Consider the following 20650-nt stretch of genomic DNA (forward strand, 5'->3'; position numbering starts at 1 on the left):
CAGCAATTCAAGTAGTATTGGATAGGTTCTATCCTATCTCTACATATAAGTTTCCCTATATGCTGACTATTTTAGCTACTAACTCATGACTAAAGTCACGAGTGTGCGTAGCTATTTTTTAATCAATCTAAGACCTCTCTCTAAAAGAGGTATAGTTAAATCATCCATTCTATAACTCGTCGTTGGACCTGCTGCTCCTATAACTTCTCCTGGTTTTGTTGGAGTAGGACCTACATAGTATATACCTTGACCATTTACATCGAATGGTAACTCTTCACCTTTATTTATACAATCTATCAATCTTTTATGAGCTGCATCTCTTGCTGTATAAAGTATACCGCTTAGACTAATTGTATCTCCACAATTTAATTTAGCTATATCAATCTCACTTACAGGTGTAGTTATCTTTATCATTTTATTTTTCCTCCTAAATTACTACCTTTTTATGTCTCGATGCATGGCAGTTTATATTTACAACAACAGGAAGACCTGCTATATGTGTAGGAAAAGTCTCTATATTTAAACCTAAAGCTGTTGTAGTTCCTCCTAACCCCTGAGGTCCTATACCCAATTTATTAATAGAGGCTAATAATTCACTTTCTAATTTTGCAATATTTTCATCTTCATTAAATTCACCTAGTTCTCTAAAAAGTGCTTTTTTAGCTATTTGAGCACATTTATCTACCGTTCCACCTATACCAACTCCAATTACCATAGGAGGACATGGATTAGGTCCAGCTTCTGAAACTGTATCAATAATAAATTTTTTAATTCCTTCTAATCCATCTGATGGCTTTAACATCTTCATTTTACTCATATTTTCGCTTCCAAATCCCTTAGCAGCAAACTCTATTTTAATTTTATCACCTTTTACCATTTCATAATGAATAATGGCAGGAGTATTATCCTTTGTATTTATTCTACTAATTGGACTTACAACAGATTTTCTCAAGTATCCTTCCTCGTATCCTTGTCTTACTCCCTCATTTATAGCGTCAGTAATTGTATCTCCTTCAACTAAAACCTCTTGTCCTATCTCAACAAAAAATACAGCCATACCAGTATCTTGGCATATTGGTATATTTTTTTTCTTTGCTATTTCAGCATTTTCAACTAATATATTTAATATGTTTTTTCCAACTTCACTTTTTTCAGTTTTAGCTTTCTCTTTTATACAGCTTAAGACATCATCTCCTAAGTATAAACTAGCTTCTATGCAAAGTTTTTTTACTTGTTCAACAATTTGTTCAGATTTTATCTTTCTCAAGCGAACATCCCTCCATTACTTTATAAAAAATATTCGTAATCATATTTACACTTTACCATCATTTTTAAAATTTCTCAATATTTTTATGTCAATTACATAATAGTAGTTAAATGTTTATTTTTAAGTCATTATTTATTTTATTAATTATATAATTTTTTTGTCATTAATTTTCTATCTACAATACCTATTTTTTTATTAAATCTGCAAACTCTACTTTTATAAGTTTCTGTAAGTCAAGTGGTGATAATTCTATTTGGTATCCTATTTTACCAGCACTTACTATAATTGTATCTAATTGTTTTGCACTTTCATTTAAAAAAGTCTTATAAAGCTTCTTCATCCCTACAGGAGAACAACCACCTCTAATATATCCTGTAAGCTTATTTATATCTTTTACATGAATCATATCCACACTTTTTTCTTTAGCTACTTTTGCAGCTTTTTTTAAGTCTAAACTTTCATGTACTGGTATTACATATACATAAATATTCTTACTAACTCCTTGAGTTACTAGAGTCTTATATACTTCATTTACATCTCTTCCTATATCATGTGCTACCTCAACACCATCTACATGTTCACTTTTGACTTCATAAGATAGTACCTTATAATCAATTTTGTTTGAATCTAAAATTCTCATAGCATTAGTTTTTACTTTAATCATACATTCACTTCCTTTCTATAAAATACGAACATTATCTATATTTTCGAATATTCTGTACTATTTTAATAGAGTATTATAGTTAAAATAATTATATTTTAAAACAACAATATTATTATAACTCTATATTAACTTCAAAACTTCATTTTTTTCCAATTCTCTAGAATTTTTTAGTTCTTTTTTTATTATCATAGGAGAATCTCCTAAAATAAATATATTATCTGCTAAAAATAATGCTTCTTCAATATCATGAGTTACAAATAACACAGTTCTTTTTTCTTTTTTAAGTATATTTTTAAAATTATCAATTATTATTTGTTTATTCTTTGCATCAATTGATTTAAAAGGTTCATCCATTATAATAGTCTTTGATGGATAAATAAAAGCTCTAGCAATGTTTACTCTTTGTCTAATGCCCCCACTAAGCATCTGAGGATAAAATTTTTTATATTTAATAATTCCAACCAAATCTAAATATTCATCACAAATTTTATCTAGTTGAGTTTTACTGTAATATTTATTTACAACTATCTTTATGTTTTCTTCTACAGTTAGCCAATCTATTAGCCTGTCTTCTTGAAATATGTAACTTACCTCTAACTTACTCCCAATTTTATTTGAACTTTCTTTAATATTTAAATTACGAGTATCATTTTCTATAATACCACTTATTATATTTAAGAGAGTAGTTTTCCCACATCCAGACTTCCCAAGTATACAGTTAACATTATCTATGTAAAAATCAATATTAAAATTTTTAAATATAATATGATTATCATATTTTTTATTTATATTCTCAATACTTAACCTTATCTTTTCCATAAAAAAGCTCTCCTTGACAAAAATTTTTGAGCTACTTGTAAAATGGCTGAAATTAAAACTATTATAATTATCCATGCAAATATCCCAGATGTATTAAAATTAATTTTTTCAGTTTGTATCATAGTCCCAATACCATATGTAGGTTGACTATATACCTCTCCTGCTATAGCAACTTTTAAGCTTAGTGAAAATGTCGATACTAATATAGATATAATTTGAAATTTTATAGCTGGTAAATAAATTTTCAATACCTTATCTATAAACCTTATCTTATACACACTTGCCATTTCTAATAAATTCTTATCAATATTCAATATTGCTCCTAAAACACTATCGTATAAGATTGGAAAAACTATAGCAAACCCAACTATAAAAGGTGTACTATCTTTTTCAAACCAAATTAGTGCTAGTACTACTAATATCATCGTTGGTATTGAACGTGCTAGAGCATTAATTGGCTTTAATAAATTTCTAAAAATCCTGCTTAAATATGCTATTATTGACAATATGATAGCAAAAATCAAAGCAAATAAAAAACTAAAAAAACATCTACCTATTGAATAAAGTATGTCTATATAGAAATTAGAATTTAATACGATTTCTTTAATACTATCAAAGACTTGATTTATTGTTGGTAAGAATATATCATTGTTAATTTTTAAAGCAATAATTTGCCACAAAAATAAGAGGATAACACAAGAAAGTGTTACCTCTAATTTGTCTATAAATTGTTCTTTAATTTTCTTATTTTTCAACAAAGTATATTGCTTCATCTGGTACTTTGCCTCCTACCGTCTTATCATCAAAATTAGCTAATTTTTCATAGTAGTTTTTGTAATCATTAATCATATCTTTAACTGGAATGTACTTTAAATTAGCCCTTTTAAGAGCTTTTCCTATTATTTTAGGTTCAGTAGATATCTTTATATTCTCAGAATATTTACCTAATTCCTCAGGATTTTTATTTGCCCAATCTACACTATTTGATAATTGTCCTAAAAAAGAATCTACAAATTCTTTATTGTCTCTTAAAAAATCAGATTTTATAATTAATGTAGATTGAGGATATCCATCTTTTGAACCACTTACTTCTTTCCATGAATCATTTAAACTTTTTATAATTTTTATATCTGGATTCTTGGACATTAAAGTACTAAGTGCAGGTTCTGGAACAATCCCTGTTGTAATTTTTCCTGCAGCCAATAACGGTACTAGTTCACTTGCAGAATTTACATAATTAAAATTTATATCTGCTGGACTTATATCCTTTTGTGATAAAAGACTTCTTATCGTTATATCTGGAGTAAGACCTTTCCCTGTACATCCAACTTCTTTCCCAATTAAATCAGAATAATCCTTTATATCATCTGTTGATACTAAATAAAGCGACCCCATACCTACAGTACCAACTATATTATAACTTGAAGTTTTATTATACGCTATTGCAGCCATATTTGAAGGAACTATAGCTATATCTACATCTTTTTTCATTACTCTAGTAGAAATTGCTTCTGGTGTTTTCTCAATGCTATACATTGTTTCATATCCATCTTTAATTGCTGGATTTTCATTTGCTAATTTAGCTACTGCTACCGCTGGCAATCCATCTGGAACAGCCACCTTTACTTCTTTAACAACTGCTGGTTCTTCTTTTGGCTTTTCATTTTGTCCTTGTGAACACCCCACTAAAAAAATTACACTTAATGCTACTGATAATATTATATAAATATACTTTTTCATCTCGTCCTCCCAAAACTAACTTTTTATAAAATAATTATATTTATTTATATTAATTTCTGTTAATTTATCGAATAATCCTTTTTATTTAAATCTTTTTATTTACCTATGCTTTATTTTAATATTTTTTCTTTCTCTTACTTGGACTTTTTTGTTGTTTTTTATTGTTTCTATTATTTGCATTATGTTTTTTATTTTCAGTAGAAGTCTTAGACTTATTTTTATTAGAATTATTTCTATTAAAATAAGGCTTCTCATCCTTAGGTTTTATTAGACATCGATGTCCAAAACCTATCAAATCCTCTCTTCCAGCTTCAACTAATGCAGAATATACCAAATCATAGTTTCTAGGTGCTCTATACTGTAATAAAGCTCTTTGCATTGCTTTGTCACGTTTTGATTTTGGAACATAAACTGGCTTCATTGTAAGTGGGTCTATTCCTGTATAAAACATTGTAGTTGATAGTGTTCCAGGAGTTGGATAAAAATCTTGAACTTGCTCTGGTTGATAATGAGTATCTCTCAAATATTCAGCTAACTCTATAGCACTATTTAATGTAGACCCTGGATGACTAGACATTAAATATGGTATCAAATATTGTTTTTTACCTAATTCTTCATTTATAGCAAAAAATTTCTGTCTAAACTTATCATAAGTTTTTCCTGCTGGCTTTTGCATATATTCTAAAACTTCTTCTGATATGTGTTCTGGAGCCACCTTCAATTGACCACTTACATGATGTTCTATTAGCTCTCTAAGAAACTTATTATTTTTATCTGCCATTACATAATCATACCTAATACCAGAGCGTACAAACACTTTTTTTATGTTAGGTAATTTTCTTACAGCTCTAAGTAAATGTAGATACTCACTATGGTCTGCATCTAAGTTTTTACATGGTGATGGAGATAAACATTGTCTATTTTTACATGCACCCTTAGTAATTTGTTTGTTACATGCTGGTCTTCTAAAATTAGCTGTTGGCCCTCCAACATCATGTATATATCCTTTAAAATCATTTAATTTTGTTATTCCTACTGCTTCATCAATAATTGATTTCTCACTTCTACTTTGAACAGCTCTTCCTTGATGAAATGTTATTGCACAAAATGAACAACTACCAAAACACCCTCTTGAGCTTACTATGCTAAATTTTACTTCTTCTATAGCTGGTATACCACCAGATTTCTCATATACAGGATGATATGTTTTTTGATATGGTAATCCATAAACTTCATCCAATTCTTCTCTATTTAGAGGCTTCTCTGGCTTATTTTGAACTAAATACTTACTTCCATGAGGTTGAACAATTATATTTCCTCTAAATGGGTCTTGTTCATCATATTGAATTTTAAAAGCCTCTACATATTTCATTTTATCTTCACATATTTCTTTATATGAGGGAATCAATATATAGTTATCATATATTTCTTCTAATGTATCTGAAACATAACATGTCCCATCAATATGTCTAATATACTTTGGGTCATATCCATCATTAAGTGCATTAGCTACATCCACAATCTGCTTTTCACTCATTCCATAAACTAATAAGTCTGCTCCACTATCTATCAACATTGACTTTCTAACCTTATCACTCCAATAATCATAATGGGCAAATCTTCTTAGACTAGCTTCAATTCCTCCTATTACTATTGCAACATCGCTATATGCTTCTCTTATTTTATTACAATAGACTATTGTGGCTCTATCTGGTCTATAACCCATTTTTCCACCAGGAGAATACATATCCTTATCTCTATGCTTTTTACTCACTGAATAGTGATTCACCATTGAATCCATATTCCCTGCATTAACCAAAAATCCAAGTCTAGGCTTTCCTAATTTCATAAAATCATCTGTCGTCTTCCAATTTGGTTGTGCTATTATACCTACCTTATATCCAGCATTTTCTAAAACTCTAGATATTATTGCTGTACCAAAACTATGATGGTCTACATATGCATCACCTGTAACCAACACAAAGTCTAGCTCTTCCCATCCTCTATCTATCATATCTTGTTTACTTATTGGTAAAAACCTATTTTCCATATCATCACCTGCTCAATATATATTTAACAAATACTTTCTTAAAATTAAAAGTATCTTTTAATTTTGTTCTTAACGCTTAATTATAACACAAAAAATACTTAAAACCACAACTTAAATAATTTATATGAACGTTTTAGGTTCAATAAATCAAAATTGTGATTTTAAGTAAATCTATAATACAGTAATTTAAACGTTTTATTCAATTAGTTAGGAAATCTTTACAAGAAGCTCATTTAAATATTTGCTTCAAACTCAACACTATTTACTTCACTACCAAATATTAAGCATGCATCTTTACCATCAAACCATTTTAAAGCAGTTGTCGTTATGTTTACATTTACACCAAACTTTCTGTTACGCATAAATGATTTATAAGTATCAGTTCCATCTTTTAAACAGCTCATAGGGCATTTCCTACATTGTTTATTCTGATTGTTCCATAGTGCTTTATAACATAAATCACCTACATGTGTATCTGGGGCTGACTCAAGCATCTTTTTATTGATAAATAACAGTTCATATGTGTTTCTGTCAACAACATAAGCCCATATGTCCATGTTATCCATTACAGACTTTTGAACTTCTAAAGAGTCCTCTAGTTTACTTTGGATACGCATTTTTAATAAAAACATACTGAGCATCTTAGAAATAAATGTCAATGTATCCACTTCATCACTAGTCCACATACGATTATAGGAACATTCATCAAATCCTACAAAACCTCTAAATTCATTACCTTCTAAAATTTTACATTGTAATATTGAACATATCCCTTGTGCTTTAAGCAAATTTTTTAAATCGCTATTGAGATTATCAACATCATTACAATAAAACAATCCATCTGCATTGAAATTTAAAAGATAATTACCTAAATGACCATAGTAAATATTCTTAAGATTCTCAATTTCTGCTGTTATTCCTTCATTACACCATTCAAATGTATTTTTACAGTAGAGGTTATCATCCGAGTTTTCAAATATATAGACACGACTCACATTAAAATGTTTACCCACAATATCAAGAATCAAATTTACAGCCATTTCTATATTATTTGCTTCATACAGTATATCAAATATATAATTTGTAATATGCTCCTTAAAAGACCTTTCTATATTGGTATTTTCATCTGTATTTCTTGTATTTGCTATGTATTGTACTTTATCAATTTTTTTATCATACAAGGCATAACGATTCTTTCCTTTACCCTTAGCTGAATAAAGAGCTATGTCTGCATTTCTAAACAACTGCATGTACTCTGTGCCATCTTTTGGAAATCTAGCAATTCCTACACTCAAAGATATTTTATAATTATATCCTTTACCTACAAAAGACCTCTCAAACGTTTTGACCAATTCCTCTGCTTTGTTCATAATATCTCTTGTTTCAGAAATATCTTTCATAAAAACAATGAACTCATCTCCACCAATTCTTCCTACTATATCAGATGCTCTAAATAAATTTATTAAATCACTTGCAATTTCACTTAATACAGCATCACCATATAAATGACCTAAATTATCATTTATACCTTTAAAGTCATCAATATCAATAATCATTAAAGTCCCTTGTCTGTTTTTATCCAATGTTATATATTCTTCTATAAGTGCTTGTGATGCTTTTTTATTATATAAGCCTGTTAGTGGGTCTTTTTCCGCTCTCTCTTTTAATTTTTCAGCTTCTCGCTTTGATTCATCAATATCAGTTAAACTACCTACAACTTTATAAGGTATTCCATTATCATCAAACAGTGTCGTTGCTTTTATACTAAACCATGCATAAGTAGTATCTCTAACTCTAAGTCTAATCTCACACTCCTCATATTCACTGCCTGATGAAGTAAGCTTGGTTAATGAAATAAACTTATCTATATCATCATGATATATGTCAACTGATTTGATTATATTTTTAGTTGCATTTTTAGTTATAGGGTCATAGCCAAATTTATTATACCAATTAGGAGAAATACTCATTTGGTCTTTTTCTATATTCCATTCAACTATAATATTTTGTGTCTGCTTTATAATAATCTCATGACGTTCTTCACTCTTTTTAAGCTCTTGTTCTAATAATTTAGCAGAAGTAATATCGACAATTACACTACATAGTACTGAGTTTCCACTTTCATCAACTATTTTTCTTCCTTTTAATAAAATCCATATAATGCTACCATCTCGTTTTTCAACTCTTCGTTCACATGCAAATGTATCATTTACTTTAAGTTGCTTATTTATATCATCAATCATTCCAGCTCTATCATCTTTGAAAATCAGCTTGATTAATTTATTATCTAGTTCATCTTCTAACTGTTTACGTGTGTATCCAATCATATTTAAATAACCTTCATTTAAATATATACTATCAAAATCATCATTTATCTCAGTTATCACTATTCCACCAACAATGCTATCATTGATAGTCTCTATTTCAAACATTTTTGAGTCTAATTCTTCTTGTATTTTCTTGAGTTCTGTTATATCAGTTAAAACTCCCTGTATATATTCATTCCCTTTACTATCTTTTATAGATTTGCTTCTATCTAAAACCCAAATTATACTTCCATCTTTTTTTACAATTCTATATTCAACTTCAATTTTATCCTGTCTTTTTAATTGATTCAAAACAATACTATTAACCTTGTCTACATCTTCTTTATAAATCATATTTTTAAATTTATTTTTAAAAACTATATCTAAATCCTCTTCAGAATAACCTGTAAGTTCCAAAAACCCCTGACTTACATAGGTCATAGTCATATATTTATCTTTCAAGCAGTTTTTAACACCACCTAATATATTATCAGTAAGTGCCTTGAATTTTTCTTTTTCATTTATAATAGTCTTAGTATTGTTATTTATAATATAAGCTATATATACCACAAAAATTAATATAACTAATAATATTTCTAGCGCAAATATATATACATCAAATGAAATATTATCTGACTGAATAGATACTACTTCATTTGGTACAACAGAAAAAATATACCAATCATTAATTCCAAGTGGTTGATAATTTAACATAAATTTCTTATTATCTAAATTATAGTTAGAATATCCAGATTTATTATTTTTCATATTTTCTTTTATAACTTTTAAACAATTTACTTCATCACAATTATCATTATTAAAAAGTTTAAATATACATGATAATATTTTACTATTTTCATTTGAATTTTGAGCAATTACATCTCCATTTTTTTTGGCAATATAAACGTGTGCTTTTTTATCAAATGCATATAACCCCAACAATTCATTTAATTTTGTTGAATCATAAGCTCCACTTAAAACACCTGCTACTTTTCCATCTTTATAAATAGGGGTAGCTAAAACTATTATTTCTTTTTTATCAATAATAGATTTTAAAGATTCTGATATATTTCTTTCACCATTTTTAGCTTTTTTAAAATAATCTCTATCTTTTACATTACTAATGATTCCATCATTAGAATAACTTTTTCCATCTAGTGCAGAAATAGACATTCTAATTAAAGAACTTCGCTTTACTCCAGACTCCATTAAATTAATCATCATCTCATTATTTATATTATCTAAATTTCCCATAAAACTAGCAATAGATTCAAGCATGTCAAATTGACCACTAAGTTTTGTCTTAAGATTAATTATATTATGCTCTGTAAATTCTGACAAATATGTATGTGTAGTCTCTTTCAATGTATTATCCAATTTAAACTTAAACTTAAAAATAGCCCCACAGGTTAAAATAATTATAATAATAAACAAGACACTAATACCTAAAAGTTTTGGCTTTAGTCTGTTCACCCATACTCACATCCTCATTATATATAATATATTATATGTTTATATTATTTAATTCTTCAATAGGAAGTGATTTAAAGAAAAAATAAACCTCTCAACCATAAATCAAATTATTGTTAAGCTATTTTGTAAACCCTTGCACTTATTTATATTATCTCTTCCTATTTTAATACATATTTTATTTCTTCCTATATTAGAATCAAACAACATATATTTAAATTTATCTATAAAATTTTTATTTTACATTCCTTACAATTATATATTAATTAATATATAAAAATTATTCTCTTTTATAATACTTATATTAATAAATTCCTTATAATTCTTTTCATGCTTATAAACACCTCAAACAATTTAACTAAGTATAAGTTTCATACTCATACTTGAAACTTAGTTTCCGAATAATAATTCTAGCCTGTCACTTTAATATCCTTTTATTTTTCCACTTTTGCTCATATAACAATATAGTCTATAATAATAAAAAATAGCTTTCAAGGTTTGTCATAAATACTATCTATACAAATTTCCATTCTAAATTATAACACACAATATTGCTGTATTCCTGTCAAATGTAAATTTTTTCCATATAGAAATCTAAAAAAAAGATAACTTTTTTAGAAAAATTATCTCTTATAATTTACAATTAATATACTATTATTTTTAATAAAAAATTAAAGGCCAAAAAGTAGTAAAGTTTACTTTTTAGCCTTTAACTTTATTAATTATTCATTTATTTCGTGTAAGAATAGTCCACATCTTACCTTAGGTTCAAACCATGTTGACTTAGCTGGCATTATCTTGCCTGCATCTGCTACGCTTATTAAATCCTCAATACTAGTAGGATACATTGCAAACGCTACCTTCATATCTTCATTAACTCTTCTTTCTAATTCCTCAATACCTCTAATTCCACCAATAAAATCGATTCTCTTATCTACTCTAGGGTTTTCAATTCCTAAAATAGCATCAATCACATAATTTTGTAGTATAGAAATATCTAATGAGTCAACTGGGTCTTCTATGTCTAACAAATTCTTATTTGCCTTCATTTTGTACCATTTATCACCTAGATACATCCCGAAAGTTCCTTTTTTGTCAGGTTTATATTTTTCTTTACCTTCCATTTGTTCTATATCAAAATTTTCTTTTATTTTATTTATAAATTCTTCTTCATTTAAACCATTTAAGTCTTTAATAACTCTATTATAATCTAAAACCATTAGATTTTCATCTGGTGCAATCATTGCTATAAAATAATTAAATTCTTCTCTTCCAGTATAGTTTGGATTTTTAGCTCTCATTTCTTTAGCTACATTTTCTGCTGAAGCTGTTCTATGATGACCATCTGCAATATATAAATAATCTAATTTTCCAAATTCATTTACTAAATTGCATATTATATCATCACTATCAATCTTCCACACTGTATGCTCTATCTTGTCATCTGTTACAAAATCATATAAAGGTTCATGATTATCCATAAAATCATTTATCATATCATCTATTAATCTTTGATGTTTGTAAGTTACAAGTATAGTTCCCGTATTAGCATCACAGTATTTTATATGATTAGTTCTATCAACTTCCTTTTCTGGTCTAGTGTACTCATGTTTTTTTATTGTTCCATCTAAACTTTCATCAACTGATATACATGCAACTATACCAACTTGAGCTCTGCCATCCATAACTTGTTTGTATATATATATACAATCTTTTTCATCTTTTACTAGAATTTCTTGTTTTCGAAATTCATCCAAATTTTCTCGTGCTTTTAAATAAACTTTTTCATCATATAAATTTATATTTTCATCTAAATCAATTTCTGATTTATCTATATGCAAAAATGAATATGGATTCCCTTTTGCAATTTCTCTAGCTTCTTCACTATTCATAACATCATAAGGAAGTGCTGCTACTTTATCTACTATATATTTATTTGGTCTAATCGCCTTAAATGGTTTAATCGTTGCCATTACTAAATTCCTCCTAATTGTATAAAATATTTTATAATGCTACCCCTATTAGATTGTTGAAGTCAAGAAAGTAGTCTTGAATCACATTTACAATTTCTTCTCCAATTCTTTCTTGAGCTTCTACTGTAGATGCACCAATATGAGGTGTAGGAGAAACTCTTGGGTGATTTACTAAATCTAGATTTAATGTAGGTTCTTGCTCATAAACATCTATAGCTGCTGCTGATAATTTCCCCTCATCTAATGCTTTTAGTAAATCTTTTTCGTCAACCAAACCTCCTCTTGCACAGTTTATTAAATAAGCTCCATCTTTCATCTTATTTATTTCTTTTTCAGTTATTACTGCCCCCTTATTCTTATCAAAAGGTATGTGTAAAGATAAGAAATCTGCTTTTTGTAAAACTTCTTCCATATCACAGAATCTATATTTGTTAAAGCCTTGCGCTTCACCCATTATATCAGTATATATAACATTCATACCTAATAGTTCTGCCCTCTTTGCAACTTCTTTTGCAATTCTTCCAAAACCTACAAGTCCTAATGTTTTTCCATTAATTTCTGTACCTTTGTATTTTTTCTTCTCCCATTTTCCATCTCTCATAGTTACATTTGCAGTATTTATGAATCTTGCAAGTACAAATAATTGACCTATTGTAAGTTCTGCAACAGATATACTACTTGCATTTGGAGTATTCATAACTTTTATGCCATTAGCTTCTGCATATTTAACATCTATATTGTCTAATCCTACTCCACCTCTTACTATCAATTTTAACTTTTTACCTTCTAATGCTTTGTCTATTACATCCTTAGTAACCTTAGTGGCTGAACGTACTACAAGTACATCAACATCTTTAAGTTTATCTCCTAAAACATCCTTTTCATAAAACTCCTCTATCACATTAAAATCTAACTCTCTCAATTTTCTCGCTGCATCTTTCTCTATTCCATCAGTAATTAATATATTATACATAACAAACGCCTCCAATTATATTCACTTAATTTTTCCAATTTTTATTTTTTAAAGTATTTTCATCACTAAAAAACTTTATTTAATTACACTTTCTATTTATATAATTTTCAAAATATTTTTTATTAAAGTCATATCAAATTTTATTAATATTTGTTAAAAATTTAATATGTAATTTTCATAAAACACATTTTATTTTATATATTTTAAATTTAACTTAAAATACACATAATTTTGTAATATTACTTATTAAAACCTAATATATCATCAATATTATTTAATAATTCTTGTACATCTTCGACAGTATAGTCACCCATATGTGAAATTCTAAAAGTTTTTTCTTTTAAATTGCCATAACCATTTGCTATTTGGAATCCTCGTTCTTGTAATTTTGAATTTAAATTTGATACACTAATACCTTGAGTATTTTCTATAACAGTAAGTGTATTGGATAAGTGATTTTCATTGGTAAAAATTTGGAAGTGTTTTTTAGCCCAGATTCTAACTAAGTTTGCCATGTCTTCATGTCGTTTGAATCTGTTATCTAGGCCTTCATCTAATATATTATCTAATTGGAAATCTAAAGCGAACATGTGAGAAAGAGATGGTGTTGAAGGGTATTGGTAGTTTTTCTTGATTAAGTATTCATACATTTCTAACAAATCAAAATAAACTCCTCTAAAAGGTACTTGCTTAGCTCTATCGATTGCTTTTTGAGAAAATGTGCAAATAGACATTCCTGGTGGTAATCCCAGTGCTTTTTGTAATGATGTTATACAAATATCTATTCCAATCTTATCAACCTCGACTTTTATTCCACCGGCTGAACTTACAGTGTCTACACAGTAGACCACATCTTTATATTTTTTAACAACTTCTCCAATTTCTTCTATTGGATTTCTTATTCCAGTTGAAGTTTCATTGTGAGTTACGGTTATTAAATCATATTCTCCAGTAGAAAGCACCTTATCAACCATTTCTGGTGTTGTTGCCTCTCCTAATTCAACTTTAAATATATCCGCTGGGACATTATTAGCCACTGCCATTTTGTACCATCTATCACCAAAGGATCCACAGGAAAATACTGCTGCCTTTTTGGATGTACAGGAACGAATGGAGCCTTCCATTAAACCAGTTCCGGACGACGTGGATAAAAGTATCGTGTTGTTGGTATAGAATAATTTTTGCATTTTTTCACTTATACTTTTTTGAAGTATAGATGCATCTTTCCCTCTATGCCCTATCATTGGTGTAGCCATCTTTTCCAAGACTTCTGCTCTAACATCAATAGGACCAGGAATAAATAATTTCTTACTCATTATAATTCCCTCCTTTTTTAGTTTGTAATATGGATAGTGTGTTTACTGTCCTTATTTTTAATATCTATAATATCAAGCTAAATTAAGTATGTCAACATAAAAATTATTTTTTATATATAATTTATTTTCTATATTTTGTGAAACCATCCATTTTGCACCTTATCATTAGTTCGAATTTTCTGAATTTATGTACTAAAAAAAATACACTTTTTAAATATATAAATTATTTTTTTTAGCATATAAATTTAACGCTATTATAAGATTTTTTTTAAGTATAGCTAAGTTATTTTTATCTTATATTTTTTAATTTTATATTTTTTGATATATCATTTGACATAGTAAATATGTAATTACTTAAAGTTCAATATATTCAACTTTTTCTTCTGATTCAGCAAAAAACCATTCTTCATCAGAAAAATCACCTTCTGCTATTTGACCAATAGGCATCTTCATATATTTTCCAGTTGCTGTTACTGCTATCTCTCCATTTGGCAAAATTATTTCCCCTGTACCTTCAAATAATTTTCTATTTTCTTTAGTTATCCTTCCAACTACTCTTATAGTAGCATCTGTTGGTACTGGTTTTTTATATTTCAATTCTAAAGATACTGTCACACCCCATATTTGGTCATCATTTATACTTACAGCTCTTCCAATAGTCTCATCTAATATTGCAGCAGACATACCTCCATGAACTCTCCCTGGATAACTCTGATGCCAATCTTTTGTATTACAAATTGATACAAGTTCTCCATTTTCAAGTTCATAAAAATCTGCTTTTAATCCTAATTCATTTTGTGTTCCACAAACTAAACAAGATTTACTACTATTTTGCTTTTTTAAAACCTTATACTTTCCCAAAAACTCCATCTCCTAACTAATATTGATAGCCACTTAATATTCATAATACTAAAATATATTATATAATATTAATTAAATCCCTGCAAATTTCTAATAAGCAAAAATAGGCTATTTCAGCATTAAAATCTTAATCCAAAGTATTATTTTCTAAAAAAAGCACAATATGATTTTATGTAATTAAAATTACCTAAAATCACATCATGCTTTAAAAATAAAATATATCTTATACCCTAAATATAAAACTATGCCACAATAAATTTTTTACTAATTCCCCCAATTATATGACCCAATTGTATTATATAAATTAAACTATAATTCTAAATTTCATTTACTATTAATTCTCCCATTTTCTTTGTCCCAACAACAGTTCCTATACTATTATATATATCACTAGTTCTGTATCCTTTTCTAAGTACATTTTGTACTGCATCTTCAATGCATTTAGCTTCATCTTCTAGATTAAAGCTATGTCTTAACATCATTGCCACAGATAAAATAGTTGCAATTGGATTTACAATATCTTTTCCAGCTATATCAGGAGCACTCCCATGTATTGGCTCATACATTCCAAAGCTATCTTCTCGAAGTGATGCAGATGGTAACATACCTATAGAACCTGTAACCATGGATGCTTCGTCAGATATTATATCTCCAAATATGTTATTAGTCACTATTACATCAAATTGGCTAGGGTCTCTTACAACTTGCATAGCAGCGTTATCAACATACATATGTGATAGCTCTACATCATCAAATTCTTTAGCTAAGCTCTCCATAATACCTCTCCAAAGTCTTGAACTTTCAAGCACATTTGCTTTATCTATACTGACAAGTTTATACTTTCTATTTCTAGCGATTTCAAAAGCCCTTCTTCCAATTCTTCTTATTTCATTTTCATTGTATACCTCTACATCATAAGCCTCTTCAACACCATCAATAATCTTTCTTCCACGTTTTCCAAAATAAATGCCCCCTGTTAACTCCCTCACAACAACAAAATCAATGCCTTTTTCTACTATATCTGCTCTAAGTGGTGAAGATTCCTTTATACTTTCATATATAGTTGCTGGTCTCAAATTTGCAAATAAACCTAAGGATTCTCTCAATTTTAAAAGACCTGCTTCTGGTCTTGTATCTCCCTTACATTTATCCCACTTTGGACCTCCAACAGCTCCAAGTAATACCGCATCGTTTTTTCGACATATTTCAACAGTTTTATCAGGTAGAGGTTCTCCAGTTTCATCAATTGCACATCCTCCAGCCAATACATATTCACAATCAAATTTATGATTAAATTTATAACAGATTTTATTTAAGACCTTTATACCTTCTTCTATAATTTCTGGCCCAACACCATCACCTTTTATGACTGCTATTTTACAATTCATACACCATTACCCCCTGTTTACCTTTATTGAGTTAATTAGACCTTCATTTGTTATGATATTTTGCATAAACTCAGGAAATGGTTCTGCCTTATATTCTGCTCCTTTTGTTATGTTTTTTATTACACCTGTTGAAAAATCCACTTCTATAGTATCGCCTTCTTCTATACTATTAGCAGCTTCCTCACATTCAAGTATTGGAAGCCCTATATTTATAGAATTTCTAAAAAATATTCTAGCAAAAGTTGATGCAATTACACATGATACTCCACTTTCTTTTATTACGATTGGAGCATGTTCTCTTGATGAACCACACCCAAAATTTTTAGTTGCAACTATAATGTCTCCAACCTTTACTTTAGATACAAATTTATCATCAATATCCTCCATACAGTGCGTTGCTAATTCCTTATAATCAGCTATATTTAAATATCTAGCTGGTATTATTACATCTGTATCTATATTATCACCAAATTTAAAAACCCTTCCATTAGCAATCATAAACTTTACCTCCCTTAAATTATTTCTGATGGTTTTGATATTTTTCCAGTTATAGCTGATGCTGCTGCTACAGCTGGACTAGCAAGATACACTTCTGAATCAACATGACCCATTCTTCCTACAAAGTTCCTATTTGTTGTTGAAACTGACCTTTCTCCTGCTGCAAGTATACCCATATGACCTCCAAGACATGGTCCACATGTTGGTGTAGAAACAGCTGCTCCTGCTTCTATAAAGGTAGTAATATAGCCTTTTTCTATTGCTTCAAGATATACCTTTTGAGTTCCAGGAAATATCATTACTCTAACTCCATCTGCAACTTTTTTACCTTTCATGATTTCAGCTGCAATTTCAAGGTCTGATATTCTTCCATTTGTACAAGAGCCTATTACAACTTGGTCTATCTTTATATCTTTCTCAATCTCATCTACTGTTTTAGTATTTTCAGGAAGATGTGGAAAAGCTACTGTTTCTTTTAATTCAGCTAAGTCAATTTCATATATTTCATCATAAATTGCATCTTCATCTGCTTCGTATACATTTACAACTTTTTCTGTTGTTGTACACTTATGTGAATTTATATATTCTATAGTTTTATCATCTACTGGAAAAATTCCATTTTTAGCTCCTGCTTCTATTGCCATATTACAAATAGTAAATCTATCATCCATAGATAGATTACTTACTCCATCTCCACAAAATTCCATAGATTTGTAAAGTGCTCCATCAACACCTATCTTCCCTATTATATGAAGTATCACATCTTTTCCAGTTATCCATTTATTTGGCTTATTCTTTAGGACAAATTTTATTGCACCGGGTACCTTAAACCAACATTTTCCTGTAGCCATCCCAGCTCCCATGTCAGTTGAACCTACGCCAGTGGAAAAAGCGCCTAATGCTCCATATGTGCAAGTATGAGAATCGGCACCTATGATTACATCTCCTGCTGTTACTATACCTTTTTCAGGAAGAAGAACATGTTCTATTCCCATATCTCCTACATCAAAGAAATTGACCACTCCTTTGGATTTTGCAAAACTTCTTGTAAACTTACACTGCTCTGCACTCTTTATATCTTTATTAGGTGTAAAATGGTCCAAAACTATTGCCACTTTAGACTTATCATAAACCTCTTCAATTCCTAACTTTTCAAACTCTCTAATAGCTACTGGTGATGTTATATCATTTCCTAAAACTATATCTAGGTTTGCTTCAATCAATTGTCCTTTCTTAACCTCATTTAAATTAGCATGTTTCGCTAAGATTTTCTGCGTCATAGTCATCCCCATTTTCTGCTTCCTCCTCAATATAACTTTTATTTATTGCATTCATAAGAGCATTAATAGCTGCTGTGTTTATATTTTCTGATATGCTTACCCCAAAATAAACTTTATCATTATGTTCTATTCCAACATAGGCTACACCTCTTGAATGTGAACCTTCCTCTAATGCATGTTCCCAATAATATCTAAATTTATAATCTTTCATGCCACATTGTTTTAATGCGTTGTTAAATGAATCTACAGGACCATTTCCTATTCCAACAATTCTTTGTTCATTACCCATATAGGTTACTCTTGCAGTCATCTCAATCATATTAGTATCATCAGAATCATCATTCTCATAATTTATTTCATCCATCGATTTTATCTTATACTTCTTAACTTTATAAGGACTCTCAACATCAATATATTCCTTCTTAAATAAGTTAAATATTGATTCACTACTAAGTTCCTCTCCTATTCTATCAGATTCCATTTTAACTACATTTCCAAAATGAGAATGCATATTTTTAGGTATCATGAAACCATAATCTGTTTCCATTATATAAACAGCTCCGCCTTTTCCTGATTGACTGTTTATTCTAATAATTTCTTTGTATTCTCTACCTATATCATGAGGGTCTATTGGTAGATATGGAACTTCCCAACAACCATCATTTCTAGTGTTAATTGCTATCATACCTTTTCTAATAGCATCTTGATGAGAACCTGAAAAAGCACAATGTACAAGATTTCCTGCATATGGATGTCTGTCATGTACTGTAAGTTTTGTACAATCTTCATATATTTCTATCATTTTATCGATATTACTAAAGTCTAACTCTGGATTTATTCCCTGTGTATAAAGATTAAGACCCACATTTACTATATCCATATTTCCAGTTCTTTCACCATTTCCAAATAATGTACCTTCAAGTCTATCTGCTCCAGCTAATAACCCAAGCTCACTTGCCGCTGTACAAGTCCCCCTATCATTGTGAGTGTGTAAGCTCATTATAATAGAATCTCTACAGCTTATATTTTCACAAAACCATTCTATTTGGTCTGCATATACATTTGGTGTTGCCATTTCTACTGTTGATGGAAGATTTATTATAACTTTCTTTTGTGGTGTTGGTTTCCACACATCTATAACTGCCTCACATATTTCAAGTGCATAGTCCATTTCTGTACCTGTGAAACTTTCAGGTGAATATTCAAAAATAAAATCTGTTTCAGGATATTTTTTTGCTTCTTCATTGAATAATTTTGCTCCCCCAACTGCTATATCTATGATTTCTTGTTTACTCATATTAAAAACCACTTCTCTTTGAAGAACAGATGTAGAGTTATATAAATGTATTATTGCTTTCTTACATCCTTTTACTGATTCAAATGTTTTTTCTATAAGATGAGCTCTGGATTGTGTAAGTACTTGTATAGTTACATCATCTGGAATCATATTTTCATCTATTAACTTTCTTAAAAATGTATACTCTGTATTTGATGCTGATGGAAAACCTACTTCTATTTCTTTAAATCCTGTATCCAAAATCATTTTGAACATTCTGACTTTTTCTTCTACATTCATAGGTGTTGGTAGTGATTGATTTCCATCTCTTAAATCGACACTACACCAAACTGGAGCTTTTGTTATTTCATTATCTGGCCATTTACGATTTGTCATTTTCATTCTATTATATTTTTTATACTTTCCATATTTCATGTTATTCCCCCTCTTCTTTGTTTTTTGTATTCAGTATACCTTGTATCGACGCAATTCTTCCCCTTTTTAATTCATAAGTACAAATGTTAAATTTATCATTAGAATAAAAATAACCTCATCTCTAGTAAAACTAGAGACGAGGTTTTGCTCGCGGTACCACTCTATTTAGCTTTTTAAAAAGCTCCCTTAGTAATAGTTACTACTAATTATTATAATAACTATTTTTCCTGTAACGTGGAAATACGGTTAACCTAAATTTTAAAACTTAGGAAACAGCTCCTAGACAAGTTCAGAATTATCAACTGCTAAATCACACCATACTTTAGCTCTCTGG

The 20650-nt window shown here is 29.0% G+C and carries 15 protein-coding genes, 1 pseudogene and 1 other annotated feature (1 of these 17 cut by a window edge); all 16 genes and pseudogenes read right to left on the minus strand.

Going from position 1 to position 20650, the window contains the following annotated elements; all coding sequences use genetic code 11:
- Positions 1-120: 120 nt before the first annotated feature.
- A pseudogene (locus tag KGF45_RS17710) lies at positions 121-414 on the minus strand (fumarate hydratase C-terminal domain-containing protein); the annotation flags it as partial.
- Positions 415-427: 13 nt separating this feature from the next.
- Positions 428-1267: a fumarate hydratase gene (locus KGF45_RS17715; RefSeq protein WP_227829822.1), complete on the minus strand. Its 840-nt coding sequence runs from the start codon at positions 1265-1267 to the stop codon at positions 428-430.
- Between the two features lie 184 nt (positions 1268-1451).
- A complete protein-coding gene (gene ybaK / locus KGF45_RS17720) occupies positions 1452-1931 on the minus strand; it encodes a Cys-tRNA(Pro) deacylase (RefSeq protein WP_227829823.1) in 480 nt (159 codons plus the stop codon).
- A 120-nt stretch (positions 1932-2051) separates the two neighbouring features.
- Positions 2052-2750 (minus strand): ABC transporter ATP-binding protein, encoded by a 699-nt coding sequence (locus tag KGF45_RS17725; RefSeq protein ID WP_227842966.1) that lies wholly within the window; start codon positions 2748-2750, stop codon positions 2052-2054.
- Positions 2738-3523: an ABC transporter permease gene (locus KGF45_RS17730; protein ID WP_227842967.1), complete on the minus strand. Its 786-nt coding sequence runs from the start codon at positions 3521-3523 to the stop codon at positions 2738-2740. The genes KGF45_RS17725 and KGF45_RS17730 overlap by 13 nt, the downstream gene beginning before the upstream one ends.
- Positions 3495-4490 carry an ABC transporter substrate-binding protein gene (locus tag KGF45_RS17735; protein ID WP_227842968.1) on the minus strand — a complete coding sequence of 332 codons (996 nt, stop codon included), beginning with the start codon at positions 4488-4490 and terminating at the stop codon, positions 3495-3497. The genes KGF45_RS17730 and KGF45_RS17735 overlap by 29 nt, the downstream gene beginning before the upstream one ends.
- Positions 4491-4605: 115 nt before the next feature.
- Positions 4606-6540, minus strand: a complete 1935-nt coding sequence (locus tag KGF45_RS17740) for a YgiQ family radical SAM protein (protein WP_227829827.1) — start codon at positions 6538-6540, stop codon at positions 4606-4608.
- A gap of 233 nt (positions 6541-6773) precedes the next feature.
- Positions 6774-10319 (minus strand): diguanylate cyclase domain-containing protein, encoded by a 3546-nt coding sequence (locus KGF45_RS17745; protein WP_227842969.1) that lies wholly within the window; start codon positions 10317-10319, stop codon positions 6774-6776.
- 719 nt (positions 10320-11038) lie between these two features.
- The gene (locus KGF45_RS17750; RefSeq protein WP_227829829.1) at positions 11039-12289 is read right to left on the minus strand and encodes a DUF1015 domain-containing protein; all 1251 of its coding nucleotides are present in this window, start codon (positions 12287-12289) and stop codon (positions 11039-11041) included.
- 31 nt (positions 12290-12320) lie between these two features.
- Positions 12321-13262 (minus strand): D-2-hydroxyacid dehydrogenase, encoded by a 942-nt coding sequence (locus KGF45_RS17755; protein WP_227829830.1) that lies wholly within the window; start codon positions 13260-13262, stop codon positions 12321-12323.
- A gap of 239 nt (positions 13263-13501) precedes the next feature.
- On the minus strand, positions 13502-14578 hold the full coding sequence (locus KGF45_RS17760; protein ID WP_227829831.1) for a pyridoxal-phosphate-dependent aminotransferase family protein: 1077 nt from the start codon (positions 14576-14578) through the stop codon (positions 13502-13504).
- Between the two features lie 354 nt (positions 14579-14932).
- Positions 14933-15448, minus strand: a complete 516-nt coding sequence (locus tag KGF45_RS17765) for a PaaI family thioesterase (protein WP_227829832.1) — start codon at positions 15446-15448, stop codon at positions 14933-14935.
- Positions 15449-15756: 308 nt separating this feature from the next.
- Complete coding sequence (gene leuB, locus KGF45_RS17770; RefSeq protein ID WP_227829833.1) at positions 15757-16827, minus strand: 3-isopropylmalate dehydrogenase; 1071 nt, start codon at positions 16825-16827, stop codon at positions 15757-15759.
- A gap of 6 nt (positions 16828-16833) precedes the next feature.
- Positions 16834-17325, minus strand: coding sequence for a 3-isopropylmalate dehydratase small subunit (leuD, locus tag KGF45_RS17775; protein WP_227829834.1), 492 nt, complete (start codon positions 17323-17325; stop codon positions 16834-16836).
- 14 nt (positions 17326-17339) lie between these two features.
- A complete protein-coding gene (leuC, locus tag KGF45_RS17780; RefSeq protein ID WP_227842970.1) occupies positions 17340-18617 on the minus strand; it encodes a 3-isopropylmalate dehydratase large subunit in 1278 nt (425 codons plus the stop codon).
- Positions 18574-20316: a 2-isopropylmalate synthase gene (gene leuA / locus KGF45_RS17785; RefSeq protein WP_227829836.1), complete on the minus strand. Its 1743-nt coding sequence runs from the start codon at positions 20314-20316 to the stop codon at positions 18574-18576. Before leuA ends, leuC begins: the two co-directional genes overlap by 44 nt.
- Positions 20317-20445: 129 nt before the next feature.
- Positions 20446-20650, minus strand: a binding site (T-box leader); it runs 40 nt beyond the window's last position.

Origin of the sequence: Clostridioides sp. ZZV14-6154 (assembly GCF_020657785.1) — a bacterium.
Lineage (GTDB): Bacteria > Bacillota > Clostridia > Peptostreptococcales > Peptostreptococcaceae > Clostridioides.